This window comes from Belnapia moabensis DSM 16746 (genome assembly GCF_000745835.1).
Classification (GTDB): domain Bacteria; phylum Pseudomonadota; class Alphaproteobacteria; order Acetobacterales; family Acetobacteraceae; genus Belnapia; species Belnapia moabensis.
Genome location: NZ_JQKB01000019.1, coordinates 37,691 through 59,914, shown reverse-complemented (window position 1 = coordinate 59,914; position 22,224 = coordinate 37,691). Strand labels below are relative to the sequence as shown.

The window sequence follows — 22,224 nt, the reverse complement described above, 5'->3', positions numbered from 1 at the left end:
GGAAGCCTAGCGCATGAGGCCGGGCCGGCGAGGGAAAACTAGTCCTTCGCCGTTCCCGCAATGATCCCGCCGGCCAGCGTTGCCGGGTTGCGCTCCCACCAGCGGCCGGCATCGACCCAGGTGATGAAGTCGAGCACGCCGCGGTTGAAGGCGTCCGGGTCCTCGATGTTCATGGTATGGCCGCAGCGGGGCATCACCATGAGGGCGCTGGTCGATATGGCGCGTTTGAGGAAGAGGCCAGGCTCCAGCGTCGGGTCGTCCTCGTCGCCGCAGACGATGAGGGTGGGAAGCTTCATTCGCCGGAATTCGGCCTCCAGATCGAAGAGGCTGGGGCGCTCGCGCTGGACGCCGCGCATGGTCAGCACCGCGCCGTCGGTATCGTGCTCGGCGAGCTGCGACATGAACTCGGCGTAGCCGCGCGGGTCCTTCTCCTCGAAAACGAGGCGGGTCGGCCCGCGGCCATAGGTCCGCGCCATCTTCCACATGCCCTCCCCGGCGATGCGGTCGGCGGTGGCGTCCACCTCGGTGCGGAACTGGTCGCGCTTGCCGGGGGCGGCGCCGTAGCCGACGCCGGCGGCGGTCAGGCTGCGGGCGAGATGCGGGTAGCGCAGGCCGAGATGCAGGGTGGCGAAGGCGCCCATCGAGAGGCCGACGACATGGGCCGGGGCGAGGCCGAGCCGCTCCACGACCTGGGCGATGTCGTCCGTGGCGCGGTCCTGGGAATAGGCGGCCGGGTCATGCGGTACGGCGGAGGGCGGGTAGCCGCGGGCGTTGAAGGCGATGCAGCGGTAGCGGCGGGCGAAGAAGCGCATCTGTGGCTCCCAGCTCCGCGCATCGCCGGCGAATTCGTGGACGAAGACCAGCGGCGTGCCGCTGCCGGCCTCCTCGTAGTGCAACTCAACCCCGTCATCGGTGGTGATGGTCGGCATCGATGGCTCCCCCGTGGCGGGCTGTAGCCTAGGCACGGCCGGCGGTTTTGGGCGAGAGGGGGGCTTCAAAGAGGACCCACTAGGTCCTATTTAAGTCGCATGAGGGATGCGCCGTGTTGAGGCTATCGAAACTAACCGATTATGCCGTGGTCGTCATGGCCCGGCTCGCGCGCGACGGCGCCCTGCCGGAAGGCCGGGTGCAGACCGCGCCGGGCCTTGCCCTGGCCACCGGCATCGCCGAGCCGACCGTCGCCAAGGTGCTCAAGATATTGAGCCAGGCCGGGTTGGTGGAAGGGCTGCGCGGCGCCCGTGGCGGGTACCGGCTGGCCCGGCCGCTCGCCGCGGTGCCGCTATCCGAGGTGATCGTCGCCATCGACGGCCCGATCGCCCTTACCGCCTGCGTCGATGGCGGGCAGGGGCAGTGCGAGGCGCAGGGCATCTGCGCCGTGCGCGGCCGCTGGGATCCGGTCAACGACGCTATCCGCCGGGCGTTGTCCGACATCACCCTCGCCGATCTGGCCGGCCCCACACGCTGCGCCCCCGCGACCACCTTCACTCAGCTCGTCGCCGAGTAGGAACCCGATATGCCCGCAGTCGCCGAGACCCTCGACACCGTCCAGTCCGTCACCGAAGGCACCTACAAGTGGGGCTTCGAGACCGAGATCGAGATGGACTTCGCCCCGAAAGGGCTGAACGAGGATACCGTCCGCTTCATCTCCGCCGAGAAGAAGGAGCCCGAGTGGCTGCTCGAGTGGCGGCTGAAGGCCTTCGCCACCTGGCAGAAGATGCAGGAGCCGCGCTGGCCGGCGGTGAAGTACCCGCCGATCGACTATCAGGACGCCTACTACTATGCGGCGCCGAAGAAGAAGGACGGCCCGAAGTCGCTCGACGAGGTCGATCCCGAGTTGCTGAAGACCTATGCCAAGCTCGGCATCCCGCTGAAGGAGCAGGCGATCCTCGCCGGCGTCGAGGGCGCGGGCGACAGCCCCTCCGAGGGCGGGCGCATGCCGATCGCCGTCGATGCGGTGTTCGATAGTGTCTCCGTCGCCACCTCCTACAAGGAGCGGCTGGCGAAGGACGGCATCATCTTCTGCGCCATCTCCGAGGCGGTGCAGGAGCACCCGGAGCTGGTGAAGCAGTATCTCGGCACCGTGGTGCCGCCGGGCGATAACTTCTACGCGGCGTTGAACAGCGCGGTCTTCACGGATGGCAGCTTCGTCTACATCCCCAAGGGCGTGCGCTGCCCGATGGAGCTCTCCACCTATTTCCGCATCAATGCGAAGAGCACCGGCCAATTCGAGCGGACGCTGATCATCGCCGACGAGGGCGCGATCGTCTCCTATCTCGAGGGCTGCACGGCACCGATGCGGGACGAGAACCAGCTGCACGCCGCGGTGGTGGAGCTGGTCGCGCTCGACGACGCGCAGATCAAGTACAGCACGGTGCAGAACTGGTACCCCGGCGATGCCGAGGGCCGGGGCGGTATCTACAACTTCGTCACCAAGCGCGCGCAGTGCCGCGGCAAGCGCAGCAAGGTGAGCTGGACCCAGGTGGAGACCGGCTCGGCCATCACCTGGAAGTACCCGTCCTGCGTGCTGCTTGGCGATGACAGCGTCGGCGAGTTCTACTCGGTGGCCATCACCAACAACCACCAGCAGGCCGATACAGGGACGAAGATGATCCATGTCGGCAAGCGCACGACATCGACCATCGTCTCCAAGGGCATCTCGGCCGGCAAGGGGCAGAACACCTATCGCGGCCTCGTGCGGGTGGCGCCGACGGCTTCCGGCGCGCGCAACTTCACCCAGTGCGACAGCCTGCTGATCGGCGACCAGTGCGGGGCGCACACCGTGCCCTACATCGAGAACCGCAACATGTCGGCCAAGGTGGAGCACGAGGCGACCACCAGCCGCATCGCCGAGGACCAGTTGTTCTATTGCCGCCAGCGTGGCCTGTCCGAAGAGGATGCTGTCGGCCTCATCGTCAACGGCTTCTGCCGTGAGGTGCTGAAGGAGCTGCCGATGGAGTTCGCCGTCGAGGCCCAGAAGCTTCTCCAGATTTCGCTCGAAGGGAGCGTTGGTTAAATGCTGCGTATCGAAGGACTGACCGCCGAGGTCGAGGGCAAGCCGATCCTCAAGGGGATCGACCTGGAAGTGCCCGCCGGCGAGGTGCACGCCATCATGGGCCCGAACGGCTCGGGCAAGTCGACCCTCTCCTATGTCCTCGCCGGGCGCGAGGGCTATGAGGTGACGGGCGGCAGCGCGACGCTGAACGGCGTCGACCTGCTCGGCATGGAGCCGGAGGAGCGGGCGGCGGCGGGCGTCTTCCTCGCCTTCCAGTATCCCGTGGAACTGCCCGGCGTCGGCAATGCCAATTTCCTCCGTACCGCGCTCAACGCCATCCGCCGTGGCAAGGGCGAGTCGGAGCTGGATGCGATGCAGTTCCTGAAGCTGGCACGCGCCCGGTTGAAGGAGCTGCAGATGTCGGAGGACATGCTGAAGCGCGGCGTCAATGTCGGCTTCTCCGGCGGCGAGAAAAAGCGAAACGAGGTGCTGCAGATGGCCCTCCTCCGGCCCTCGCTCGCCATCCTCGACGAGACCGACAGCGGCCTCGACATCGACGCGCTGAAAATCGTGGCTGATGGCGTGAACGCGCTGCGGGCGCCCGACTTCTCCGCCCTCGTTATCACCCACTACCAGCGCCTGCTCGACTACATCGTGCCCGACAAGGTGCATGTCCTGATGCAGGGACGCATCGTGCAGACCGGCGGGCCGGAGCTGGCGAAGCAGCTCGAGGCCTCGGGCTATGCCTCGGTGCAGGCCGCAGCATGAACACCGTCGTGCACAGTGGCGCCGAGGGCTTCCTCCACCGCTTCGAGGGGCTGCGGGCGCGGCTGCCGGGGCAGCGGCTGGACTGGGTGCAGGCGCTGCGCGAGGCGGCCGCCGCGCAGTTCCGCACGGCCGGCTTCCCGACCCGCCGGGTCGAGGCCTGGAAATACACTGACCTCCGTCCCGTCTCCGACGCCGCCTTCGATGAGGCGCTGACCATCCTCGGCGACGACGTGGCGCTGCCGGCGCCGCGCGGCGAGCGTCGGGCCGTCTTCGTCGATGGCCGTTTCCGCGCGGAGCTGTCGCAGCTTGATGACGCCGGCTTCGCCATCGGCAGCCTGGCGGAGCAGCTGCCGCGGCTCGAGGGGCGCCTCGGCGCCCTGGCCCGTCCGGCGGAGGAGCCGCTGGTCGCGCTCAACACCATGCTTTTCGAGGACGGACTGCTGGTGACGGTGCCGGCCGGCGTCGCCGGTGGCGTGCTGGAGCTGCGCTCGCTTACCAGCCGCAGCGAGCGGCCCTCCGCCTTCCATCCGCGCCACCTGATCCGGCTCGAAGCCGGCGCCAGCCTTACCCTCATCGAGGAGGCAAGCGGGCCGGAGGACACGCGTTATCTGCACAACCCGGTCTTCGAGATCGAGCTGGCGGAGGGCGCCGTGCTGACCCATGCCCGCATCCAGCGCGAGGGGGTGAAGGGCTTCCAGCTCGGCACCGTCTATGCGCGGATCGAGTCCGGCGCGACCTATGACAATTTCACCCTGAACGCCGGCGCGCGGCTGGTGCGGAACGAAATTCACGCCGTGCTCGCCGGGCCGAAGTCCGCCTGCCACATGAACGGCGCCCAGCTGCTGCGCGACGGCCAGCATGCCGACACCACCACGGTGCTCGACCATGCCGCGCCCGATTGCGCCAGCCGGCAGACCTACAAGACGGTGCTGTCCGGCAAGTCGCGCGGCGTCTTCCAGGGCAAGATCCATGTCCATCAGGTTGCGCAGCGGACCGACGGCTACCAGATGAACCAGGCGCTGCTGCTGAGCCCGGATGCTGAGATCGACAGCAAGCCGCAGCTTGAGATCTATGCCGACGACGTGAAGTGCAGCCATGGCGCCACCGTTGGCGCGTTGGATGCCGACCAGCTTTTCTACCTGCGGGCCCGCGGCATCCCCGAGGACAAGGCGCGCAGCATCCTGGTCGAGGCCTTCCTGCAGGAAGCGATCGAAGGCGTCACCGATGAGACCGCCCGCGCCGCGCTGGAAAGCGCCGTCGCCGGCTGGTGGGAGAAGGAGGCCGCATGAACGCGCCGGTCCAGCCGGGCTTCGATGTCGAGCGCATCCGCGCCGACTTCCCCGTCCTGGCGCAGCAGCACCGCGGCAGGCCGCTTGTCTTCCTCGACAGCGGCGCTTCGGCGCAGAAGCCACGCCAGGTGATCCAGGCGATGGTCCGCAGCATGGAGGAGCGCTATGCCAATGTGCATCGCGGCGCCTACCGACTGAGCGAGGCCGCCACAGCGGATTACGAGGCGGCGCGCGCCGCCGTCGCCCGCTTCATCAACGCGGCCGACCCGCGCGAGGTGATCTTCACCACCAACAGCACGGCGGCGATCAACCTCGTCGCCCATAGCTGGGGCCGCGGCGTGATGCAGCCCGGGCAGGCGGTGCTGGTCTCGGAGATGGAGCACCACGCCAACCTCGTCCCCTGGCACATGCTGCGGGACGACAACCGGGGCATCGAGCTGCGCATCTGCCGCGTGACCGATGCCGGGGAGCTCGATCTCGAGGATTTCGAGGCTAAGCTCGCGGACGGCAAGGTAGGCCTCGTCGCCGTCACCCATATGTCTAACGTGCTGGGGACGGTGACCCCGGCCGAGCGCATCGTCGCCATGGCGCATGCCAGGGGCGCCAAGGTCCTGCTCGACGGCAGCCAGGCCGCCGTGCACCGCCGTGTCGACATGCAGGCATTGGGCGCAGATTTCTACGCCTTCACCGGGCACAAGCTCTACGGGCCGACCGGCATCGGCGTGCTCTGGGCGCGGCTCGAGCACCAGGAGCGCATGCCGCCCTTCCTCGGTGGCGGCGACATGATCGCGAGCGTGACGCTCGAGGGCAGCACCTGGGCGGAGCCGCCGGCGAAATTCGAGGCCGGCACGCCGCCCATCGTCGAAGCGGTCGGGCTGCATGCGGCCATCGACTACGTCTCGGCCATCGGCATGCCGGCACTCGAGGCGCATGAGCATACCCTCGTCGACCACGCTATGCGGCGCCTTTCCGATGTCGCGGGGCTGACACTGCTCGGCCGCGCCCAGGATCGCGGTGGAGTCTTCTCCTTCGCGCTCGACAATGCCCACCCGCATGACCTGGCGACGCTGCTCGACCGGGCCGGAATCGCGGTGCGCGCCGGGCGGCATTGCGCCGAGCCGCTGCATGCGCGCTTCGGCCTTGAGGGCGGCACCTGCCGCGCCTCCTTCGGGCTCTACACTACGCTCGGCGAGATCGATTACCTCGCCGAGGCTTTGACGAAAGCCAGGGAGTTCTTCTCCTGATGTTCGACGACCTCCGCGACCTCTACCAGGAGGTCATCCTCGACCATGGGCGGAAGCCCCGGAACTTCCGCCGCCTGGAGGATGCCGACCGCACCGCCCGCGGCGACAACCCGATGTGTGGCGACAGGATGGAGTTGTTCCTGAAGCTCCGGCCGGACGGCGCCATCGAGGACGTGGCCTTTCAAGGGCGCGGCTGCGCCATCTCCATGGCCAGCGCATCCCTGATGACCGAAACCGTCAAGGGAAAGTCCCCGGCCGAGGCCCATATACTGGGCGACCGCTTCCGCAACCTCGCCATGACCGGCGCCTGCCCTGATTGCGGCGCCTCGCTGGAGGAGGAGATGGAGCGGCTGCAGCCCCTTTCGGGCGTGCATGAATTCCCGAGCCGGGTGAAATGCGCGACGCTCGCCTGGCATACGCTGAACGCCGCCCTCGATGGCAGCGGCAAGGAGGCGACGAGTGAGTGAGGAAGCCACCACAACGCATGGCGCCTGGACACCTGAGGGCGAGATTCCGCCGGCGTCCAAGGTGAGCGAGGATGCCGTTATCGGCATGCTGAAGACGGTCTTCGATCCGGAGATTCCCGTCGACATCTATGAGCTTGGCCTGATCTACGCCGTCGAGATCGAGGATGACGGACGGGTGAAGGTCGAGATGACGCTGACCACGCCGTCCTGCCCTTCGGCGCAGGAACTGCCGAGCCAGGTGGAGGAGAGCATCCGCATGGTGCCCGGCGTCACCGACGTAAAGGTCGAGGTCGTCTGGGATCCGCCCTGGGACCAGGGCCGGATGAGCGAAGACGCCCGCCTTGCCATGAACATGTTTTGAGGGAGGCCGCCATGAGCACGACCACCCAAAGCCCGCCGCGCACGCGCCGCGCGCTGCCACCGTTGATGCAGCTGACCGACGCCGCCGCCGAGAGGCTGCGCGCCCTCTACGCCGCCGGCGAGGCCGGGCGCCTGCTCCGCATTGGGGTGAAGACCAAGGGTTGTTCCGGCTTGTCCTACGACCTGTCCTGGGTTGATGCGCCCGAGCCGACGGATGAACGTGTCACCGATAAGGAGGTGACTGTGCTGGTGGACCGTAAGGCGAGCCTCTTCCTCATCGGCACCACCATGGACTACGAGCAGAAGGCAATGTCCGCCGGCTTCACCTTCACCAATCCGAACGAGAAGGGGCGATGTGGTTGCGGGGAAAGCTTCCACGTTTGAGCGAAAGGCGTGTGTTCGGGTAAGATGTGAGTTCATCCGGCACACTGGTGTCCTTCAGCGCCTGGACGTCGGCTCCTTTCTGGCGTCGCTGATGAGGGCGTGCCGTCCGGTAACTTGCGACCGACAGTTCCGGCCATTATCTGGCGGGGCAAGGATGCGGCACACTGGCGCGTTCTGGGAACTCGTCGAAGGTGGCTGTTCGGCACCTTCATAATCCAGAAGACCATGGCTTCTTCCTCGCACGGGGTGCCGAGCTGGGAGGTGTTTGGACGTTCCGGAGCCGCTCAAGCGTGTGGCATATCGGTGGCCTGCCGGGCCTGCTCGGTCATTGATCCTTCACGTTCATCCCGGAACCCCGCCCATGTCGCCACCCGTCGATCCCGTTCCCAGTGATCCAAGCCTTCCCGCCGAGGTGGATGTCGCCATCATCGGCGGCGGCATTGCCGGGGCGACGGCCGCCTATTTCCTGGCGCAGGCGGGACAGCGCGTCGCCTTACTGGAGAAGGGTGTCATCGCCGGCGAACAGTCCAGCCGCAATTGGGGCTGGTGCCGCGTGCAGAACCGGGACGAGCGTGAAATCCCGGTCATGCTGCGCAGCATGGAGTTGTGGGACAGCCTGCCGCGCGAGGCCGGCATCGATGTCGGCTTCCACCGCGCCGGCCTCATCTATGCAACACGCAGCGAGAGCGAGTTGGAGACCTGGCGCCAATGGGTGGAGATGGCGCGCGGCTACCAGTTCCATAGCCGCCTCCTCTCCGCCAAAGAGGTGGCGAAGATGGTCCCGGGCCCCGGCGGCGGCTGGATCGGCGGTATCCATTCGCCGCGCGATGGACGGGCCGAGCCGCGCAAGGCCGCACCCGCCATCGCCACCGCAGCGCGAAGGCTCGGCGCCAGCGTTCACCAGCGCTGCGCCGTGCGCGGTCTGGACATCAAGGGCGGCCGCATTGCGGGCATCATCACAGAGCATGGCCGACTGCGCGCACCGCAGGTACTGCTGGCGGGTGGTGCCTGGTCCTCCATGCTGCTGCGGCGTCATGGGCTCGACCTGCCGCAATCGAGCATCCGCTCCACCGTCTTCCTCACCGAGCCAGCGCCTGAGATCACGCCGGGCGGCCTTTACACTCCTGACATCACCATCGGCAGGCGTGAGGACGGCAGCTACATCGTCGCCGCCAATAACCGCGGCCAGATCGAGATCACGCCGCAGGGCATGCGCTACGCCCGTAAATTCTGGCCGACCCTCGTGGCGCGGCGGAAGATGGTGAAATTCGGCATAGGCGAGTCCTTCTTCCGCGGTCCGCAGGCCGCCCTCGGACGCTGGCGCATGGATCGTCCGACGATCTTCGAGGCGGAGGATATGCGAACCCTCGACCCTGTGCCGAAGGTCGGTGTGGCGGAGCCTGCGCTGAAGCAGCTCGCCGCTTCCTACCCCGCCCTTGCGGGTGTGAAGATGGGGCAGATCTGGGGCGGCTGGATCGACTCCACGCCGGATGCGGTGCCGGTGATCGCCCCGGTGGGCGCGCTCCCGGGCCTGTTCCTCTCGACCGGCTATAGCGGCCATGGCTTCGGCATCGGCCCCGGCGCGGGCCAACTCGCCGCCGACCTCATCCTGGGCCGCACCCCCGCCGTGGATCCGGCGCCGTTCCGCTACGAGCGTCTGATCGACGGCTCCCGCATCCAAAAGCCAGGGATGATGTGACGATGCGGATGGTGCCCTACTGGCTCGACACCGCGATGCCCTTCTCCGACGCGGAGGCAGAGCCGGTCGAAGGCCGGATGGATGTGGCGATGATCGGTGGCGGCGCTGCCGATCCTGCCGATCTACCAGTACGCCACTGCGGAAGGGACGAAGGACACGCTGGTCGGCTTCCGCCCTAACGTGAATGCGCGCCAGCACACCTGGAACATGACGGGCTGGTACTGGGCCAGCGCATGACGGGCGACGCGGTGACGCGGCTTCGTCCGCTTGTCGATATGGACCTGCCGGCGGCGCATGCCCTGACCGCTGCGCTGCGCTGGCCGTACCGGCTGGAGGACTGGGCATTCAACCTGATGCTGGGCGAGGGTTTGGCGGCGGAGCGCGGCGGCCGCCTCATCGGCACTGCCATGGGCTGGCGCTACGGGCCGGAGGCCGGGACCCTCGGCATGGTGGTAGTGACCGATGCAGCGCAGGGCAGCGGCCTCGGGCGGGCCCTGACGGCGGGTGTCCTGGACATGCTGGGGAAGCGGAGTGTGACTCTCCACGCCACCGCGGCTGGCCTGCCTCTCTATCGCAAGCTTGGCTTCGCCGGCCTTGGCCTGCTGCGCCAGCACCAGGGCGTGGCGGTTGCACCCGCCTCCTTCGTCTTGCCGCCGGGGCTGCAGGTCCCGCCGCTTCGCGCGGAGGATGAGCCGCTGCTCGCCGCGCTGGACCGACGAGCGCTCGGCATGCCGCGCCAGGCGCTGATCCGGGCGCTGCTCGCGATCGCGGAAGGCGTTGTGCTGAAGCGGGAAGGGGAGGCAATCGGCTTCTCCCTCCTCCGCCGCTTCGGGCATGGGGAACTCATTGGTCCGGTCATCGCGCCCGATGTCGAGGCAGCCTGGGCCCTGATCGCCGTCTGGCTCGGCTCCCACGCCGGACGGTTCTTGCGGATCGACGTGCCGGACGAGCACGGGCTGTCGCATCGGCTTGTCGCGCATGGCCTCGCCGAGGCAGGAACCGGCGAGCGGATGGTGCGCGGCGTGCCGCCGCAGGGAGATGGCGGCGTGACGAGCTTCGCCCTTGTCAGCCAGGCGCTGGGCTGAGGAGGACGGATGAGCCTGGCCCACATCGGAGCCGCTTCGGGGCGAAGCCTGGCGGCGCCTCTTCGCCGACGCCTTGCCGGGTCTGCCCTTCCAGATCTGGCCGGAAATCGGTGACCCTTCGGCGGACGCTATTTGGCTGCGTGGTAGCCGCTGAGGGACATCGCCGTGCGCTTTCCGGCGCTTGAGGTGCTGTTCTCCGGGGATGCTGGTAGTGCGGATGGTTGAGCCCAGGCTCACGGCGGGGATGGCAGAGCAGATCACCCTCACCGTGCTGGCGCTGCACCATGGCCTGCCGCTCTTCCTCGACCAGCGGCGGCAGCGTGTTTGTGCCGCGACCTGAGCAGTGCCCACGGAACGGCGGCCCGTCGGCATCCTCGGCCTCGGCGTGCTAGGACTGGCCGCACTGGAGGCGCTTCGGAGCCGTGGGCGCCGCAACCTGGATGGCATGCGCTGCTTCGCGGGCCAGGAGGAACTGCCGGCCTTCCTGACAGATCTCGACGTCGCCGCCTGCCTTCTTCCTCTCACCGCGGAGACAGGCGGCATGCCTGACGCGGCACTCTTCGGCGCGCTGGCGCGAGGCGCCTGTTTGGTCAATGCCGGGCGGGGCGGGCATCTCGTCGAGGCGGACCTGCTGGCCGTGCTGGAGGCAGGGTAATTCTATGCCGTCATCCCCTATATAGCGGAGCCTGAACCATCGGCGCCGGATCACCCCGCTGGTTCGATCCGCAAATCTGGTTCACACCGCATGTCGTCAGCAAGGCCCATGCGGATAACGGAGACGAGGCGACTATCGAGAACATCCGGCGTAGCGAGCCGATGCATGGCGCGGTCGACCGGGCACGGGGATATTAAGTCCCGTTGACGTGCCGGCTTCCTGGGAAAGGCGTGGTCCGGTCGATGTCGGTCGGCGTCGCATCGGCGTCGAACTGGCCGGGGACGACCGTTCTGGCATCGAGGAGGCGCGGAGCCGATCCAAGGGGCCGGCGCTTGGGTTGCCACCGAAGTGTTCTGGGCGAATCGACAGCGCAGCAGCCAAATAGTCGGAAGCACCGAAACTGTTGGACATTACGGTCGTTGCGCGTCAACTAAACCGGCGATCTTTCCTTGAGACGCCACGAGCAACAGTAATCAGGACCGTAGCGATGCCCGGCAAAACGACACCGAACAAGCCAAAGGCAGAGGCATCCGAGGATGCCAAGCCGACAAAGGCGGCCAAGATCGAAAAGCCAAGCAAAGGCAACAAGCCAAACGCACTTCAGCAGCCGCTCAAGCCATCGGAAGAACTGGCGGCTGTCGTCGGCGGCGATGAACTGGCTCGTGGCGAAGCCGTGAGCAAGGTCTGGGCCTACATCAAGGCCAACAAGCTTCAGAACCCGAAAGACGGACGCGAGATTATCGCCGATGACAAGCTCCGCAAGGTATTCGGCAAGGACAAGGTTACTATGTTCGAAATGAACAAGCACCTTGCCAAGCATCTGAAGTAGGAAGTTGTTGTTTTCGCCGATCGAGTGTTTGGCTGAGCGTGCGACGGGCGACGCTCAGCCGCAGCCATGGACCATGCAAATATTCTGATCGGTCAGAAGATCTCCGGACTGCATCGGCTTATGGGCGCCGGCGCAATACGGTGATTGCACCACTCGTCCCTGTACTGGCGTTTCGATTCTCGTGGCAACCCGGCCCATAGCGCCAAGCAAACACCGCAGCATGCCAACGCTCCACCAGGCCATCGAGACCGCCTACAGTCCCAGCCGATCGCGAAGGCGACCCTGTACTACCTTCGCCGCCACCCCAATCCGCCAAAAGCTATGGAATGGCATGGACCGAATTGGCGTGACCGGCATGTCGATCCCCTCGGCCGGCGTTCCACTGGCCAGCCGTGCGATTTCGCCCCCCATCGCGGTTGAGAGTGCAACCCCGCGGCCATTGTAGCCCATGCAACAGATGAGCCCAGGCGCCGGTTGATGAATATGGGGGTAGTGGTCAGGCGTCATCGCCAGCTGACCGTTCCAGCCATGCACCCAGTCGGCGTCGTTGAGCGCGGGCCAAAGGCGCTCCGCATAGCGAATGAGATAAGCGACGGGGGAGGGGGCGGCGATCGGCCGCTGCGGCCCGCGGCCGCCAATCAGTAGGCGGTTCTGCTGATCCACGCGTAGATAGACGGTGATATGACCGCTTTCATAGAGGGATGACCGCATCGGCATGATGTTGCGCACCACCGCCTCCGGCAGCGGCGCCGTTGCGGCGATGGAGCTGAAGACGGGAACGACGCTGCGGCGGAGGCTCGGCCAGAGATCGCCGGTATAGCCATTGGTGCCGAGGATCACCGTCTCGGCCGTCACCGTCCCGGTCGGCGTGGCGACGCGCCAGCGCCCCTCGGCGCGGGCCAACGCAGTGACGGGCGTGCCGCCATGCACCGCGGCGCCGGCCTGCATGGCGGCGCGCGCCAGGCCGCGGGCGTAGTCCAGCGGCTGGAGGTCGCCGCCACTCGCGTCGCGTATTACTGCGAGATAGCGGTCGGTGCCCGTCGCCTCGCCTGCGGCATCGCGCTCCAACAGCGTTACCGGCAGGCCGCGGCGGATCCCTTGTTCGGCGGAGCGGCGCACGCCTGCGGCATGGGTGGGCCGGTAGGCGGCGCGGAGTGTGCCGCCTTGCCGAGCGTCGCAGGCGATCTGCCAGCGGCGAATCAGCGCGAAGGTCGTCTCTGGCGCACCCCAGGCGAAGCGCACCATGCGTCCGCCGAGATCAGGCCCGAAATCGGCCTCGACCTCGTCCGGGTCGGGCTTCAGCCCAGGATTGACCTGCCCACCATTGCGCCCGGAGGCGCCCCAGCCCGGCTCGTTCGCCTCCACCACCACCACATCTGCGCCGCGCTCGGCCAGGTGCAGCGCGGTCGAAAGCCCGGTGAAGCCGGCGCCTACCACCACGATATCCGCCTTTCGGTCGCCGACGAGGGGTGGCGTCGGCGGTGCCGGGCCGGCGGTTGCGGCGTAGAGGCTGGGCGGCAGTGGCTGCATCGAGGAAGCTGGGCCCTTTTGCGGTTTGCAGAAGATCGGAATACCGGTGAGCATGGGAGTGGATCCGGTTTCGTGGACACTCCGATGCCTGGGACGGAAATATCCAGGACACTCAGCTTCAGGGCACCCGACCCGCCGGAACTCCGGCGCTGGCTAGGGGACATCGTAGGATCGGGAGAGGCCAATGTCGCATTTGTTCCACACTGGCAACCGCACCCTGCAGGACCGTTTCGACGGCCGGCGCGTGGCGGATACGCTCGAAGCGCGGCGTCGGCAGGAGCATTTCCTGCCGGAGCACGTCACGATGATCGAGGCGGCGCCTTTCTTCTTCCTCGCCACTGCGGCCGAGGGCGCGGTGGATTGTAGCTTCAAGGGCGGCCCGCCCGGGTTCGTGCGCGTCATTGGTCCGGCCGAGTTGGAGTTCCCGGATTACGACGGTAACTCGATGTATCTCAGCCTCGGGAACATCGCTGTCAGCCCGTCCGTTGGCATGCTCTTCATGAGCTTCGACGGGCGCTCGCTGCGGCTCCGCCTGCGTGGCCATGCGGCGCTGATCGAGGATGCGGCACGCCTCGCGGCCATTCCCGGTGCCCGCCGGCTGGTGCGGGTTGCGGTGACGGATATCTTTCCCAACTGCCCGCGCTACATCCCCGATCTCGGTGCCGGCGAACCCTCGGCCTACCTGCCACGACCGGATGGCACACAGGCCGCGCCGGAGTGGAAGTCACGCGACTACATCCAGCCAATCCTCCCGGCCGATGACCCTCACCGGCCTGGCCCTGCCGGGGCACACCCCCTAGGCTGACCACCATCCCAGCCGAAGGACCGATGGCAATGGACAGCATCTCCCCGAGCGATGCGGAAGCGGCGCTGGCGCAATCGGCGCGGCGTGTCCTGCCTGCCGGGAGCTTCGGCAATTTCGCTCCCGAAGTCATCCTACGCGAAGGCAAGGGTGGCCGGGTCCGCGACGTCGCCGGACGCGAGTATGTCGACTACCTACTCGGCTCCGGGCCGATGTTCATCGGGCATGGGCATCCCGAAGTGCTGGCTGCCGTGCAGGCACAACTGCCGCTTGGCACAACCTTCTTCGCCACCAGCGAGCCCGGCATCCGTCTCGCCGAGGTGCTGGTCGAGGCGCTGCCCTGCGCGGAACAGGTGCGCTACGTCAGCAGCGGATCGGAGGCCGACAGGTATGCGCTGCGGGTGGCGCGGGCCTTCCGCAAGCGCGACCGCATCCTGAAATTCGAGGGCGGCTATCACGGCATGTCCGACTGGGGGCTGATGAGCCTGGCGCCGAAGCAGCTCGCCAACTTCCCCGTCGCCGTGCCGGATTCCGCCGGTATCCCGAAGAGCGTGCGGGACGAGGTGCTGGTCGCGCCCTTCAACGACCTGAAAACGGCCCGCAGCCTGATCGCCGAGCATCACGACGAACTCGGCGGCATCATCCTGGAGCCCTTTCAGCGGCTGATTCCGCCGGCGCCGGGCTTCCTGCAAGGGATGCGAGAGCTGGCCACGCAATACGGCATCCCATTGATCTTCGACGAGGTCGTGACCGGCTTCCGCTTCTGCTATGGCGGGGCGCAGAACTACTACGGCGTGACGCCCGACCTCTGCACGCTCGGCAAGATCATCGGCGGCGGCTTCCCACTTGCCGCCATCGCCGGCCGGGCCGACCTCATGGCGCATTTCGACTGCGAGATCGTCGGCGATGACGGCTTCCTCATGCAAGTCGGCACGCTCTCCGGCAATCCCATCGCCTCCGTCGCCGGCCTCGCCACGCTCGAGGTGCTGCGGCGGCCCGGCGCCTATGACGGCGTCTTCGCCATGGGCCGGCGGCTGATGGCGGAGATGGAAGGGCTGCTGCGCCGCCATGGCGTGCCTGGCTGTGCCATCGGCGAGCCGCCGCTCTTCGACATCGTCTTCAGCGATGAGGCGCCGCGCGACTACCGCGGCATGCTGCGCGCCGATGCGGCGGTGCAGAAACACGTCAATGCGGTGTTGCGTAAGCACGGCATCTTGAAGGGTGACAGCAAATACTACCTCTCGACGGCGCATGACGCGCGCGACGAGGCGCAGACGCTGGAGGCCTTCGATGCCGCGCTGAAATCCCTGCCGCGCGGCTGAGCCTCAGCCCCGCCCGTTGCGGCGCAGGGCCGGTGCTGCGGACTGCTCGGGCGGCGCCGAACCGGCCGGACGGCCAGCATCGAAGCCGAGGAAGCCGATCGCCGGGTTGGGCGAGCCGCCATCGCCGGCCCAGAGCCGCGGATTGGCAATGCGCTGCACCGGATTCGGCACCTGTCGCTCAGCCGCCGGGGCCGATGGCGCGACGTTCCGCCGTGGTGCTGAGCGCGGGGCAGCGGCCGGCGTCACCGGATCGGAGGGCGGCAATGGGGCGCCCTGGCTGCCGCTGCTGCCGCGGACCGAGAGCAGGAAGAACAGGATGTCGCTGCGGCCCTGATCCACCGCGGCATCGATGGGCGAAAGGCCGAGCACATTGCGGGCTCCGATGTCCGCGCCGCGTCCGACCGCCTCGCGCGCTGCCGCCAAGTCACCACGATTGATAGAATCGAACAACGCCGCATTCGGGCCGAGATTCTGGCTTGGGTCAGCCGGGATCGGCGCCGGTGCCTGCCGATACTGCAGGCCGGGAAGGGCCGCGGGCGGTGGTCGGCTGGCTTCTGTCGGCGCATCGGTCAAGCCGCCGGCCCGGCCGTTGCGGCCGAATTGGGCAGCCGCCTCCGAGATCGGCAAGCCAAGAAGAGCGATCAGGGCCAAGGGCGGGATGAGGGCGGAGGAGCGCATGCCTGTTTCCTTACCCAATCCTGCCCTCCGCCGCCAGCGATCCTCAGCGGCAGTCGTCGCCCCTTGTGGTGAAGGACTGTACCCGGCCCTCCTTCAAGATGAAGGTGATATCGCAGGACCGCGTCAGCAGCACCGGCCCGGCGACCGAGTAGGGCGCGAAGCGGCCATAGGGATAGCCCCAGTAGGGGTCGAGCTGGTGCATGACCTGGCGCCGCTCCTCATACTGCAGGAAGCGAAGGCCGCCGGTCTCGTAGGTGCGGTTGGGGACGCCGAAACCCTCGACGAGCTGCAACTCGCTCTGCCCGATGCTGGCGGCGAGGCGGCTCTCGAGATTTGGGCCGATGGCGCAACCGGCGAGGAGTATCAGGGGCAGCAACCGGCGCATCAACGACCCTCCCGCCGCCAAGCGAAGACGGCGAGGCCGAGCACCATCGGCAGGGCCAGCCAGGGCGGCAACAACGGCATGGCGGCGATGCCGGTCACCGTATGGTCGCCGTTGCGGCGAAGACCAATCCATCCGGCCTGAGGATCGCCGCCACGCGCGTCGCGCCCGGGGCCGACGCGGCGCAGCTCCGGCAGGGCAGGCTCTGCCGCCGTGCCGAGCCAGCGAGCGGCACCGCCGGTCCCGGCGAGGATCGGGGCCAGGCGGGCCGGATCGGCGCGAAGATCCGCGACCTCCGCCGGGTTCGCGGCGGCCGCGGCGGCGAAGGCGCTGCGCCTGCCGTCCGAAACCTGCCAGACTCCCGGCTGGTCAGCCGGCACGCGGGCGGTGGCATGGCCCCCCTGGCCGCCTTCGAGCGGGCGCCGCTGCGTGCTGGCATCGGGGGCGGTGATCGTCACTTCGGGCGGCGGCCCGGGCTCCACGCTGCGACGTTGGATAACGAGCTGTCCGGCTTCGATGCGGGCGGTCAGGTCTTCCTCCTCGAGCTCGGGTTCGCGCATCAGCCAATGCGCGGCCCGGCGGAGGAGTTCCGCCTGAGGGCCGCCGCCATCATGCCCCCGCGACCAGAGCCAGATATGATCGGAGAGCAGCAACGCGACGCGTCCCTCACCGACGCGGTCGAGCAGCAGCAGCGGCGCGCCGTCGGCGGCAGCCATCACCGTTGCCCCACCGCGTTGATCGACACGGAGGCTCCGGTACCAGCGGCCCCAATTCGCCGAACGCTGCTCGTCCGGGTTCGCGCCAGTAAGGCCTTCGGTGACGGGATGGCGAGAACCGAGCGCGGTGACGCTCGGGCGGAAGGCGCCTTCAGCGACGGCAGATTGGCCCGCCCCGGCCGCGGGCCGTGCCGGCAGCACGGCGCCAAGCGGGGTATTGGCGAGGCTCGTCGGCCCCGCGAATTCCGGGCCGACCGACATCAGCAGCGCGCCGCCGCCGCGGACGTAATCCGCGATGTTGCGTAAATAGGCCGGCGGCAGGATGCCCCGATTGGCGAAGCGGTCGAAGACGACGAGATCGAATTCGCGGAGCTTCACCTGGAACAGCTCGCGCACCGGGAAGGCGATCAGCGCCAGCTCGTTGAGCGGCGTCAGGTCGTCCTTCTCCGGGGGGCGGAGAATGGTGAAATGGACGAGGTCGACGCCCGGATCGGCCTTCAGCAGGCGCCGCCAGGTGCGCTCGCCCGCATGCGGCTCGCCGGAAACCAGCAGCACGCGCAGCCGGTCGCGCACGCCGGTGATGGTGACGACGGCGCGGTTGTTCAGCTCCGAGACCTCGCCCGGCCGCGCCTCGGCGGCGAGCTCGACGACGGTCGGTCCGCCACGCTCGATCGGCAACTCGATGCGGTGCTCGCGGCCGATGGGCACGCTCTCGATGCGGGCCGGCGCGCCATCGCGGCGGATGGAGAGGCGGGCGGCGCCGGTCGCGTTCGGCACACCGAGATCCTCGACGGCGACGCGCAGCTCGACCGAACGGCCGACGATGCCGAAGCCCGGCGCCTCGACGACCCGAAGCCGTCGGTCGGTCTCGCCTGGGCGGCCGGGCAGAAGGGCATGAAACGGCGCCTCTATCGGCGAGGCAGCCGGCACGTCATGCACCTGCCCATCGGTCAGGGCGATGACGCCGGCGAGCCGGGCGCGGGGGATGTCGGCCAGCGCCCGCTCCGTCGCGGTGAAGAGGCGGGTGCCCTGGTTGCCGCCCTCCGGCACCTCGACGGTGCGGAGCTCCAGGTCGGGCAGCTTCGCCGCGCGGGCCTCGACGCCGGTGCGCGCGGCCTCGATCTGCTGCGCGCGGTTGCCGATACGGGCGCTATCGCTGCGGTCGACGACAAGCAGGGCGATATCCGGTCGCGTCTCTCGCGTCTCCTCGACGAGGCGCGGATTGGCCAGCGCCAGCAGCAGCAGCGCAAAGGTGAGCGCGCGCAACGCCGCGCCACGCGCCCGGCGCAACAGGGCCGGCACCAGGGCCAGCATCGCAAGCACGGCCAGCGCCGCGATCAGCCAGACGGGTAAGACGGGGGCGAAGTCGATGCCGGAGAGGGCTTGCTGCATCAGTTGCCGAGCCTCTCGAGGATCGCCGGCACATGCACCTGGTCGCCCTTGTAGTTGCCGGTCAGGGCGTACATCACGAGGTTCATGCCAAAGCGATAGGCCAGCGTCCGCTGCCGCGTGCCACCGGGGATGGTAGCGAAGGGGTTCTGCCCGCGGGCATCGATGGCCCAGGCGCTCGCCCAGTCATGCCCGCCGACGATGACGGGCGAGACGCTGTCGTTTGCCCGGTCCTGGTCACGTGCCACCCAGACCTGGCCACCGGAGAAGCGGCCTGGCAAGTCCGGTAGCAGGTAGAAGGAGCGTTTCAATACATGATCCTCGCCGATCGGGGCGAGGGGCGGTACGGCGAGGTCGCGCGTCACCCGCCGCAGCGCCGCGCGGGCACCGGGGGCGAAGCCCTCGCCCGAGCCTTCGTCGCGCGTGTCGAAGAGGATGATGCCGCCATTGCGCATGAACTCGTTGAGCGCGACGACGGCGGCCGCGTCGGGCGGCGGCGCCTCGGCCGTCACTGTCCAATAAAGCAAAGGGTAGAAGGAGAGGTCGTCCGCCCCCGGCGTCACCGCCGCCGGGTCGGCGAGCGCGGTCGCGGAGCGGCGGTTGATGAAGTCGGAGAGGCCGACGAGGCCCATCCGCTGCACATCGTCGAGCGCGGCATCGCCTGTGGCGACATAAGCAAGGCGGGTGGCGAGCGCCGGCGCCGGGTCGGAGGCGGTCTGCGCCACGGCGGGCTGCGCCAGCCACAGCACGGCCACCAGCGCGAAGCCCGGTCGGAGCAGCCCTCTCAGGCGGAGGCCGATCAGCAGGTCGGCCGCCAGCAGCAGCAGTGCGGCTGCCAGCAGCCAGGGCCCGAGGTCACGCTCCGTTGGCACGCCGCCGATGCCGAGCAGGGCGCTGCCCGGCGGGGGCGGAGGTGCCGCCCGCAAGCCGGGGACGGAGCCGCCGAGGTTGAGCGCCCGTCGGTAAGCGATGGAGGAGGGGTCCTGCCCCGGCGTGCCGTACCAGCCGGGCGGGTTGCGCGGCGAGGGCACCGTCGCCTCGATTTGCGCCGCGGGGATGGCGGCCGCCGCCGGCGGTGCGGGACCGAGCCGGCCGAAGCCGTCCAACGTCTCGATCGGCGCCAGCGGCGCCTCGCCCTCGGCACCTTGGATGCCCGCGGAGAGCGCCACGATCCGCCGTAACATCTGCACGAATAGGCCGGAGAGCGGCAGGTTAGACCATTCCGCATTGGCGGTGACGTGGAACAGCACGATCCGCCCCCCGCCGCGCGCCTCGGCCGTGACCAGCGGCGTGCCGTCGGTCAGCCGCGCCCAGCTCCGCTCGGAAAGGCGAGGCGAGGGCTCGGCGAGAACTTGGCGCTCCACCGCCACTTCCGCGGGGATGGCGAGGCCGGCGAAGGGCGACCCTTCCGGAAAGGGAGCCAGATGCTGCGGCTGCTCCCAGGAGAGCGAGCCGCCGAGCTGGCGTTCCGCCCGCAGCGGCACCGGCAGCAGGCTGTCCGGATGGTCGGCGAGGCGCGGGCCGGCGAAGCGGATCAGCGTGCCGCCCCGTTCCACCCAGCGGGCCAGCGCCTCGCGCTCCGACCCATCGGCCACCGGGCGGTCGGCCAGGGCCAGCACGGCGATGGGCCGGGCGAGCAGCCTGTCGAGCGGGCCGCGCCGCAGCTCCGCATAGGGGGTGAGCGCCCGGTCGAGATAGAACAAGTCGCCGATCAGCGGCGCATCCGCGCTTTCCTCGACGCTCGGCAACAGGCCGACCGGGCGGCGGCGGAAACGCTCGTCGAGCAGGATCACGGCGCCGGGGCCGGCATTGTTCTCGATCTCCAGCCGGACCACCTGGTTGCGGATCTCGACCGGCAGCTCGAGCGCCGCCTCGCCTTCGGTGGCGCCGGAGGCAAGCGGGATCACGGCGCGGCCGAGGGCGCGTCCATCGCCGGTACGGGCGAGCACCACCGCCTCGCTCGCCACCGGCAGGGGTAGTTGCTGGAGGCGTAGGCGAAGCCGGTCGGCCTCGGCCAGCGGCGGGAGCAGCAGGCGTACCGGCTGCGCCTCGGCCCGCGCTACGGCCAGCGGGCCGGCAGCGGCCAGCGCCTCGGCGAGGGCGGAAGGGCTATGCTCCACGCCGTCGCTGAGCAACAGGCTGGAGACCGGTCCGGGATTGGTTGTCCGCCAGGCCTGGAAGGCGGCAAGCGCCGCCGCTTGGTCGGGCGCCCAGGGCTTCGGGCGGAGGGCGGCGAGGCGGCTGCGGAGATCCTCCGCCGGCATCGGGCCGATCACCCGCGGCGGCTCGGCGGTCTCTGCCGGAGCGGTGGCGAGCAGGGCGACGCGGCGGCCCTCGCGCCCGGCGCGGTCGAGCGCGCCCCCGGCGGCGGCCATCCGAGCCGGCCAGTCCTCGGCCGAGGCCCAGCCATCATCCACCACCAGCAACAGCGTGCCTTCGCCCGCGGTGCCGGCACCTGGCCCCAGCACCGGCCGCGCCAGGCCAAGGATGAGCAGGGCGGCGGCGGCGATGCGGAGAAGCAGCAGCCACCAAGGCGTGCGCGACGGCGTCTCCTCGGCGATGGGCAGGTCACGCAGTAGGCGTAGGGCAGGGAAGGCGATGCGGCGGGGCGCCGGCGGCGTCACCCGCAGCAGCCACCAAAGCACCGGAAGCGCCGGCAAGGCCAGCAGCAGCCAAGGGGCGGCGAAGGCGATGGGGCCCAGGCTCAGCATTGGACCCTTATGGGGAGGGGCACAGCATCACTCCACCTAGATGGTATGCATTCAGATGGCATGCTTTCAGTCTGGCGCGAGGGCCTGCCAAAGAGCCAGCAAAGCCTGTGCCGGGGGCTGATCCGTGCGATGGGTGAGAAAGGTCCAACCAGCCGCCGCGGCGATGGCGGCGAGGCCGGCGCGGTGCTGCCGCAGCCGCTCGGCATAGTGGCCGCGTACCGTCTCCACCCGCGGCACCAGCACCGAGGTATCGCCCTGCCATTCGAACAACACGCGGCCGGTGTAGTGACGGTTGCTTTCGCCGAGCGATTCTTCCTCCGGGTCCAGTACCTGGAGGATATGGCCACGCACCGGCCGGGCGGCGAGTTCGGCGACGGTGGCATGGATTTCATGGAGTGGGGCGAGGAAATCGCCGATCAGCACGCTACGGGCATGCCGCGGCAGGGCGGGATCGTTGGGAGGCAGCGAACGGGACTTGCTGATGGCCGAGACGGTCTCCACCACCGATGTGAGGCCGGCCCGCCCGGCATGGCTCCGCCCGCCGCCGCCGAGCAGCCGCACCCGCTCGCCGCCGCGCAATACGAGCGAGGCCAGTGCAGCCAGCAGCAAATCGGCCCGTTCCCGCTTCGAGGGGCGGCCGGGGCCGGAGGTCCATTCCATGGAACGCGAGGCATCGCTCCAGAGGGCGACGGTCTGTGCCGCCTCCCATTCCGTCTCGCGAATGAAAAGCCGATCGGAGCGGGCGCTTTGTCGCCAATCGATGCGTGCGGCGGAGTCGCCGGGCAGGAACGGGCGGTACTGCCAGAAAGCATCGCCCTGGCCGCTGCGGCGCCTGCCGTGGACGCCCTGCAGCACGGTGGCGGCGACGCGGTCGGCGGCGACCACCAATGGTGGCAGGCGTGCGCCGAGCGCCTCGGCCTGG

23 protein-coding genes are annotated in these 22,224 nt (G+C 68.9%); 16 read left to right on the top strand and 7 right to left on the bottom strand.

What is annotated here, in order from left to right; all coding sequences use genetic code 11:
* Positions 1-38: 38 nt before the first annotated feature.
* On the bottom strand, positions 39-929 hold the full coding sequence (locus EP26_RS14205) for an alpha/beta fold hydrolase (protein WP_043339357.1): 891 nt from the start codon (positions 927-929) through the stop codon (positions 39-41).
* Between the two features lie 113 nt (positions 930-1,042).
* On the opposite strand from EP26_RS14205, the gene EP26_RS14200 reads away from it, so the two are divergent.
* From EP26_RS14200 to EP26_RS14145, 14 genes are all read left to right on the top strand, one after another.
* Positions 1,043-1,504, top strand: coding sequence for an SUF system Fe-S cluster assembly regulator (locus EP26_RS14200; RefSeq protein ID WP_043339355.1), 462 nt, complete (start codon positions 1,043-1,045; stop codon positions 1,502-1,504).
* Between the two features lie 9 nt (positions 1,505-1,513).
* On the top strand, positions 1,514-3,013 hold the full coding sequence (gene sufB, locus EP26_RS14195; RefSeq protein ID WP_043339353.1) for a Fe-S cluster assembly protein SufB: 1,500 nt from the start codon (positions 1,514-1,516) through the stop codon (positions 3,011-3,013).
* Complete coding sequence (gene sufC, locus EP26_RS14190) at positions 3,014-3,760, top strand: Fe-S cluster assembly ATPase SufC (protein WP_043339351.1); 747 nt, start codon at positions 3,014-3,016, stop codon at positions 3,758-3,760.
* Positions 3,757-5,049, top strand: a complete 1,293-nt coding sequence (gene sufD / locus EP26_RS14185; protein ID WP_084112544.1) for a Fe-S cluster assembly protein SufD — start codon at positions 3,757-3,759, stop codon at positions 5,047-5,049. Before sufC ends, sufD begins: the two co-directional genes overlap by 4 nt.
* Positions 5,046-6,293 carry an aminotransferase class V-fold PLP-dependent enzyme gene (locus EP26_RS14180; protein ID WP_043339350.1) on the top strand — a complete coding sequence of 416 codons (1,248 nt, stop codon included), beginning with the start codon at positions 5,046-5,048 and terminating at the stop codon, positions 6,291-6,293. Before sufD ends, EP26_RS14180 begins: the two co-directional genes overlap by 4 nt.
* On the top strand, positions 6,293-6,760 hold the full coding sequence (sufU, locus tag EP26_RS14175) for a Fe-S cluster assembly sulfur transfer protein SufU (RefSeq protein WP_043339349.1): 468 nt from the start codon (positions 6,293-6,295) through the stop codon (positions 6,758-6,760). Before EP26_RS14180 ends, sufU begins: the two co-directional genes overlap by 1 nt.
* Positions 6,729-7,121: an SUF system Fe-S cluster assembly protein gene (locus EP26_RS14170; RefSeq protein ID WP_052389179.1), complete on the top strand. Its 393-nt coding sequence runs from the start codon at positions 6,729-6,731 to the stop codon at positions 7,119-7,121. The genes sufU and EP26_RS14170 overlap by 32 nt, the downstream gene beginning before the upstream one ends.
* Before the next feature lie 11 nt (positions 7,122-7,132).
* Complete coding sequence (locus tag EP26_RS14165) at positions 7,133-7,504, top strand: HesB/IscA family protein (protein ID WP_043339347.1); 372 nt, start codon at positions 7,133-7,135, stop codon at positions 7,502-7,504.
* Between the two features lie 361 nt (positions 7,505-7,865).
* Positions 7,866-9,203 carry an NAD(P)/FAD-dependent oxidoreductase gene (locus EP26_RS14160; protein WP_043339346.1) on the top strand — a complete coding sequence of 446 codons (1,338 nt, stop codon included), beginning with the start codon at positions 7,866-7,868 and terminating at the stop codon, positions 9,201-9,203.
* Positions 9,204-9,299: 96 nt separating this feature from the next.
* A complete protein-coding gene (locus EP26_RS34850) occupies positions 9,300-9,440 on the top strand; it encodes a hypothetical protein (RefSeq protein WP_157033537.1) in 141 nt (46 codons plus the stop codon).
* Positions 9,437-10,288, top strand: coding sequence for a GNAT family N-acetyltransferase (locus EP26_RS14155; protein WP_043339345.1), 852 nt, complete (start codon positions 9,437-9,439; stop codon positions 10,286-10,288). Before EP26_RS34850 ends, EP26_RS14155 begins: the two co-directional genes overlap by 4 nt.
* A 217-nt stretch (positions 10,289-10,505) precedes the next feature.
* Positions 10,506-10,628 carry a hypothetical protein gene (locus EP26_RS38150; protein ID WP_281177082.1) on the top strand — a complete coding sequence of 41 codons (123 nt, stop codon included), beginning with the start codon at positions 10,506-10,508 and terminating at the stop codon, positions 10,626-10,628.
* 3 nt (positions 10,629-10,631) lie between these two features.
* The gene (locus EP26_RS36810) at positions 10,632-10,943 is read left to right on the top strand and encodes an NAD(P)-dependent oxidoreductase (RefSeq protein WP_052389178.1); all 312 of its coding nucleotides are present in this window, start codon (positions 10,632-10,634) and stop codon (positions 10,941-10,943) included.
* Between the two features lie 487 nt (positions 10,944-11,430).
* Positions 11,431-11,772: an SWIB/MDM2 domain-containing protein gene (locus EP26_RS14145; RefSeq protein ID WP_043339344.1), complete on the top strand. Its 342-nt coding sequence runs from the start codon at positions 11,431-11,433 to the stop codon at positions 11,770-11,772.
* A 252-nt stretch (positions 11,773-12,024) separates the two neighbouring features.
* Here the strand turns inward: EP26_RS14145 and EP26_RS14140 are convergent, their stop codons facing one another.
* Positions 12,025-13,302 carry an NAD(P)/FAD-dependent oxidoreductase gene (locus EP26_RS14140; RefSeq protein WP_043339425.1) on the bottom strand — a complete coding sequence of 426 codons (1,278 nt, stop codon included), beginning with the start codon at positions 13,300-13,302 and terminating at the stop codon, positions 12,025-12,027.
* Between the two features lie 184 nt (positions 13,303-13,486).
* On the opposite strand from EP26_RS14140, the gene EP26_RS14135 reads away from it, so the two are divergent.
* Both EP26_RS14135 and EP26_RS14130 read left to right on the top strand, forming a co-directional pair.
* Entirely contained in the window at positions 13,487-14,107 is a 621-nt protein-coding gene (locus EP26_RS14135; protein WP_043339342.1) for a pyridoxamine 5'-phosphate oxidase family protein, read from the top strand.
* Positions 14,108-14,136: 29 nt separating this feature from the next.
* Complete coding sequence (locus EP26_RS14130) at positions 14,137-15,426, top strand: aspartate aminotransferase family protein (protein ID WP_052389192.1); 1,290 nt, start codon at positions 14,137-14,139, stop codon at positions 15,424-15,426.
* A 3-nt stretch (positions 15,427-15,429) separates the two neighbouring features.
* On the opposite strand, the gene EP26_RS31955 is transcribed toward EP26_RS14130, so the two are convergent.
* The 5 genes from EP26_RS31955 to EP26_RS14105 all read right to left on the bottom strand — a co-directional run bounded on the left by EP26_RS31955 (position 15,430) and on the right by EP26_RS14105 (position 22,187).
* Positions 15,430-16,104 carry an ankyrin repeat domain-containing protein gene (locus EP26_RS31955; RefSeq protein WP_052389176.1) on the bottom strand — a complete coding sequence of 225 codons (675 nt, stop codon included), beginning with the start codon at positions 16,102-16,104 and terminating at the stop codon, positions 15,430-15,432.
* A gap of 43 nt (positions 16,105-16,147) precedes the next feature.
* Positions 16,148-16,489, bottom strand: a complete 342-nt coding sequence (locus EP26_RS14120) for a hypothetical protein (RefSeq protein ID WP_043339340.1) — start codon at positions 16,487-16,489, stop codon at positions 16,148-16,150.
* Positions 16,489-18,594: a membrane protein gene (locus tag EP26_RS14115; protein WP_043339338.1), complete on the bottom strand. Its 2,106-nt coding sequence runs from the start codon at positions 18,592-18,594 to the stop codon at positions 16,489-16,491. The genes EP26_RS14120 and EP26_RS14115 overlap by 1 nt, the downstream gene beginning before the upstream one ends.
* The gene (locus EP26_RS14110; RefSeq protein WP_043339336.1) at positions 18,594-21,302 is read right to left on the bottom strand and encodes a DUF4159 domain-containing protein; all 2,709 of its coding nucleotides are present in this window, start codon (positions 21,300-21,302) and stop codon (positions 18,594-18,596) included. Before EP26_RS14110 ends, EP26_RS14115 begins: the two co-directional genes overlap by 1 nt.
* Before the next feature lie 66 nt (positions 21,303-21,368).
* The gene (locus EP26_RS14105) at positions 21,369-22,187 is read right to left on the bottom strand and encodes a DUF58 domain-containing protein (RefSeq protein ID WP_245624398.1); all 819 of its coding nucleotides are present in this window, start codon (positions 22,185-22,187) and stop codon (positions 21,369-21,371) included.
* Between the last annotated feature and the right edge of the window lie 37 nt (positions 22,188-22,224).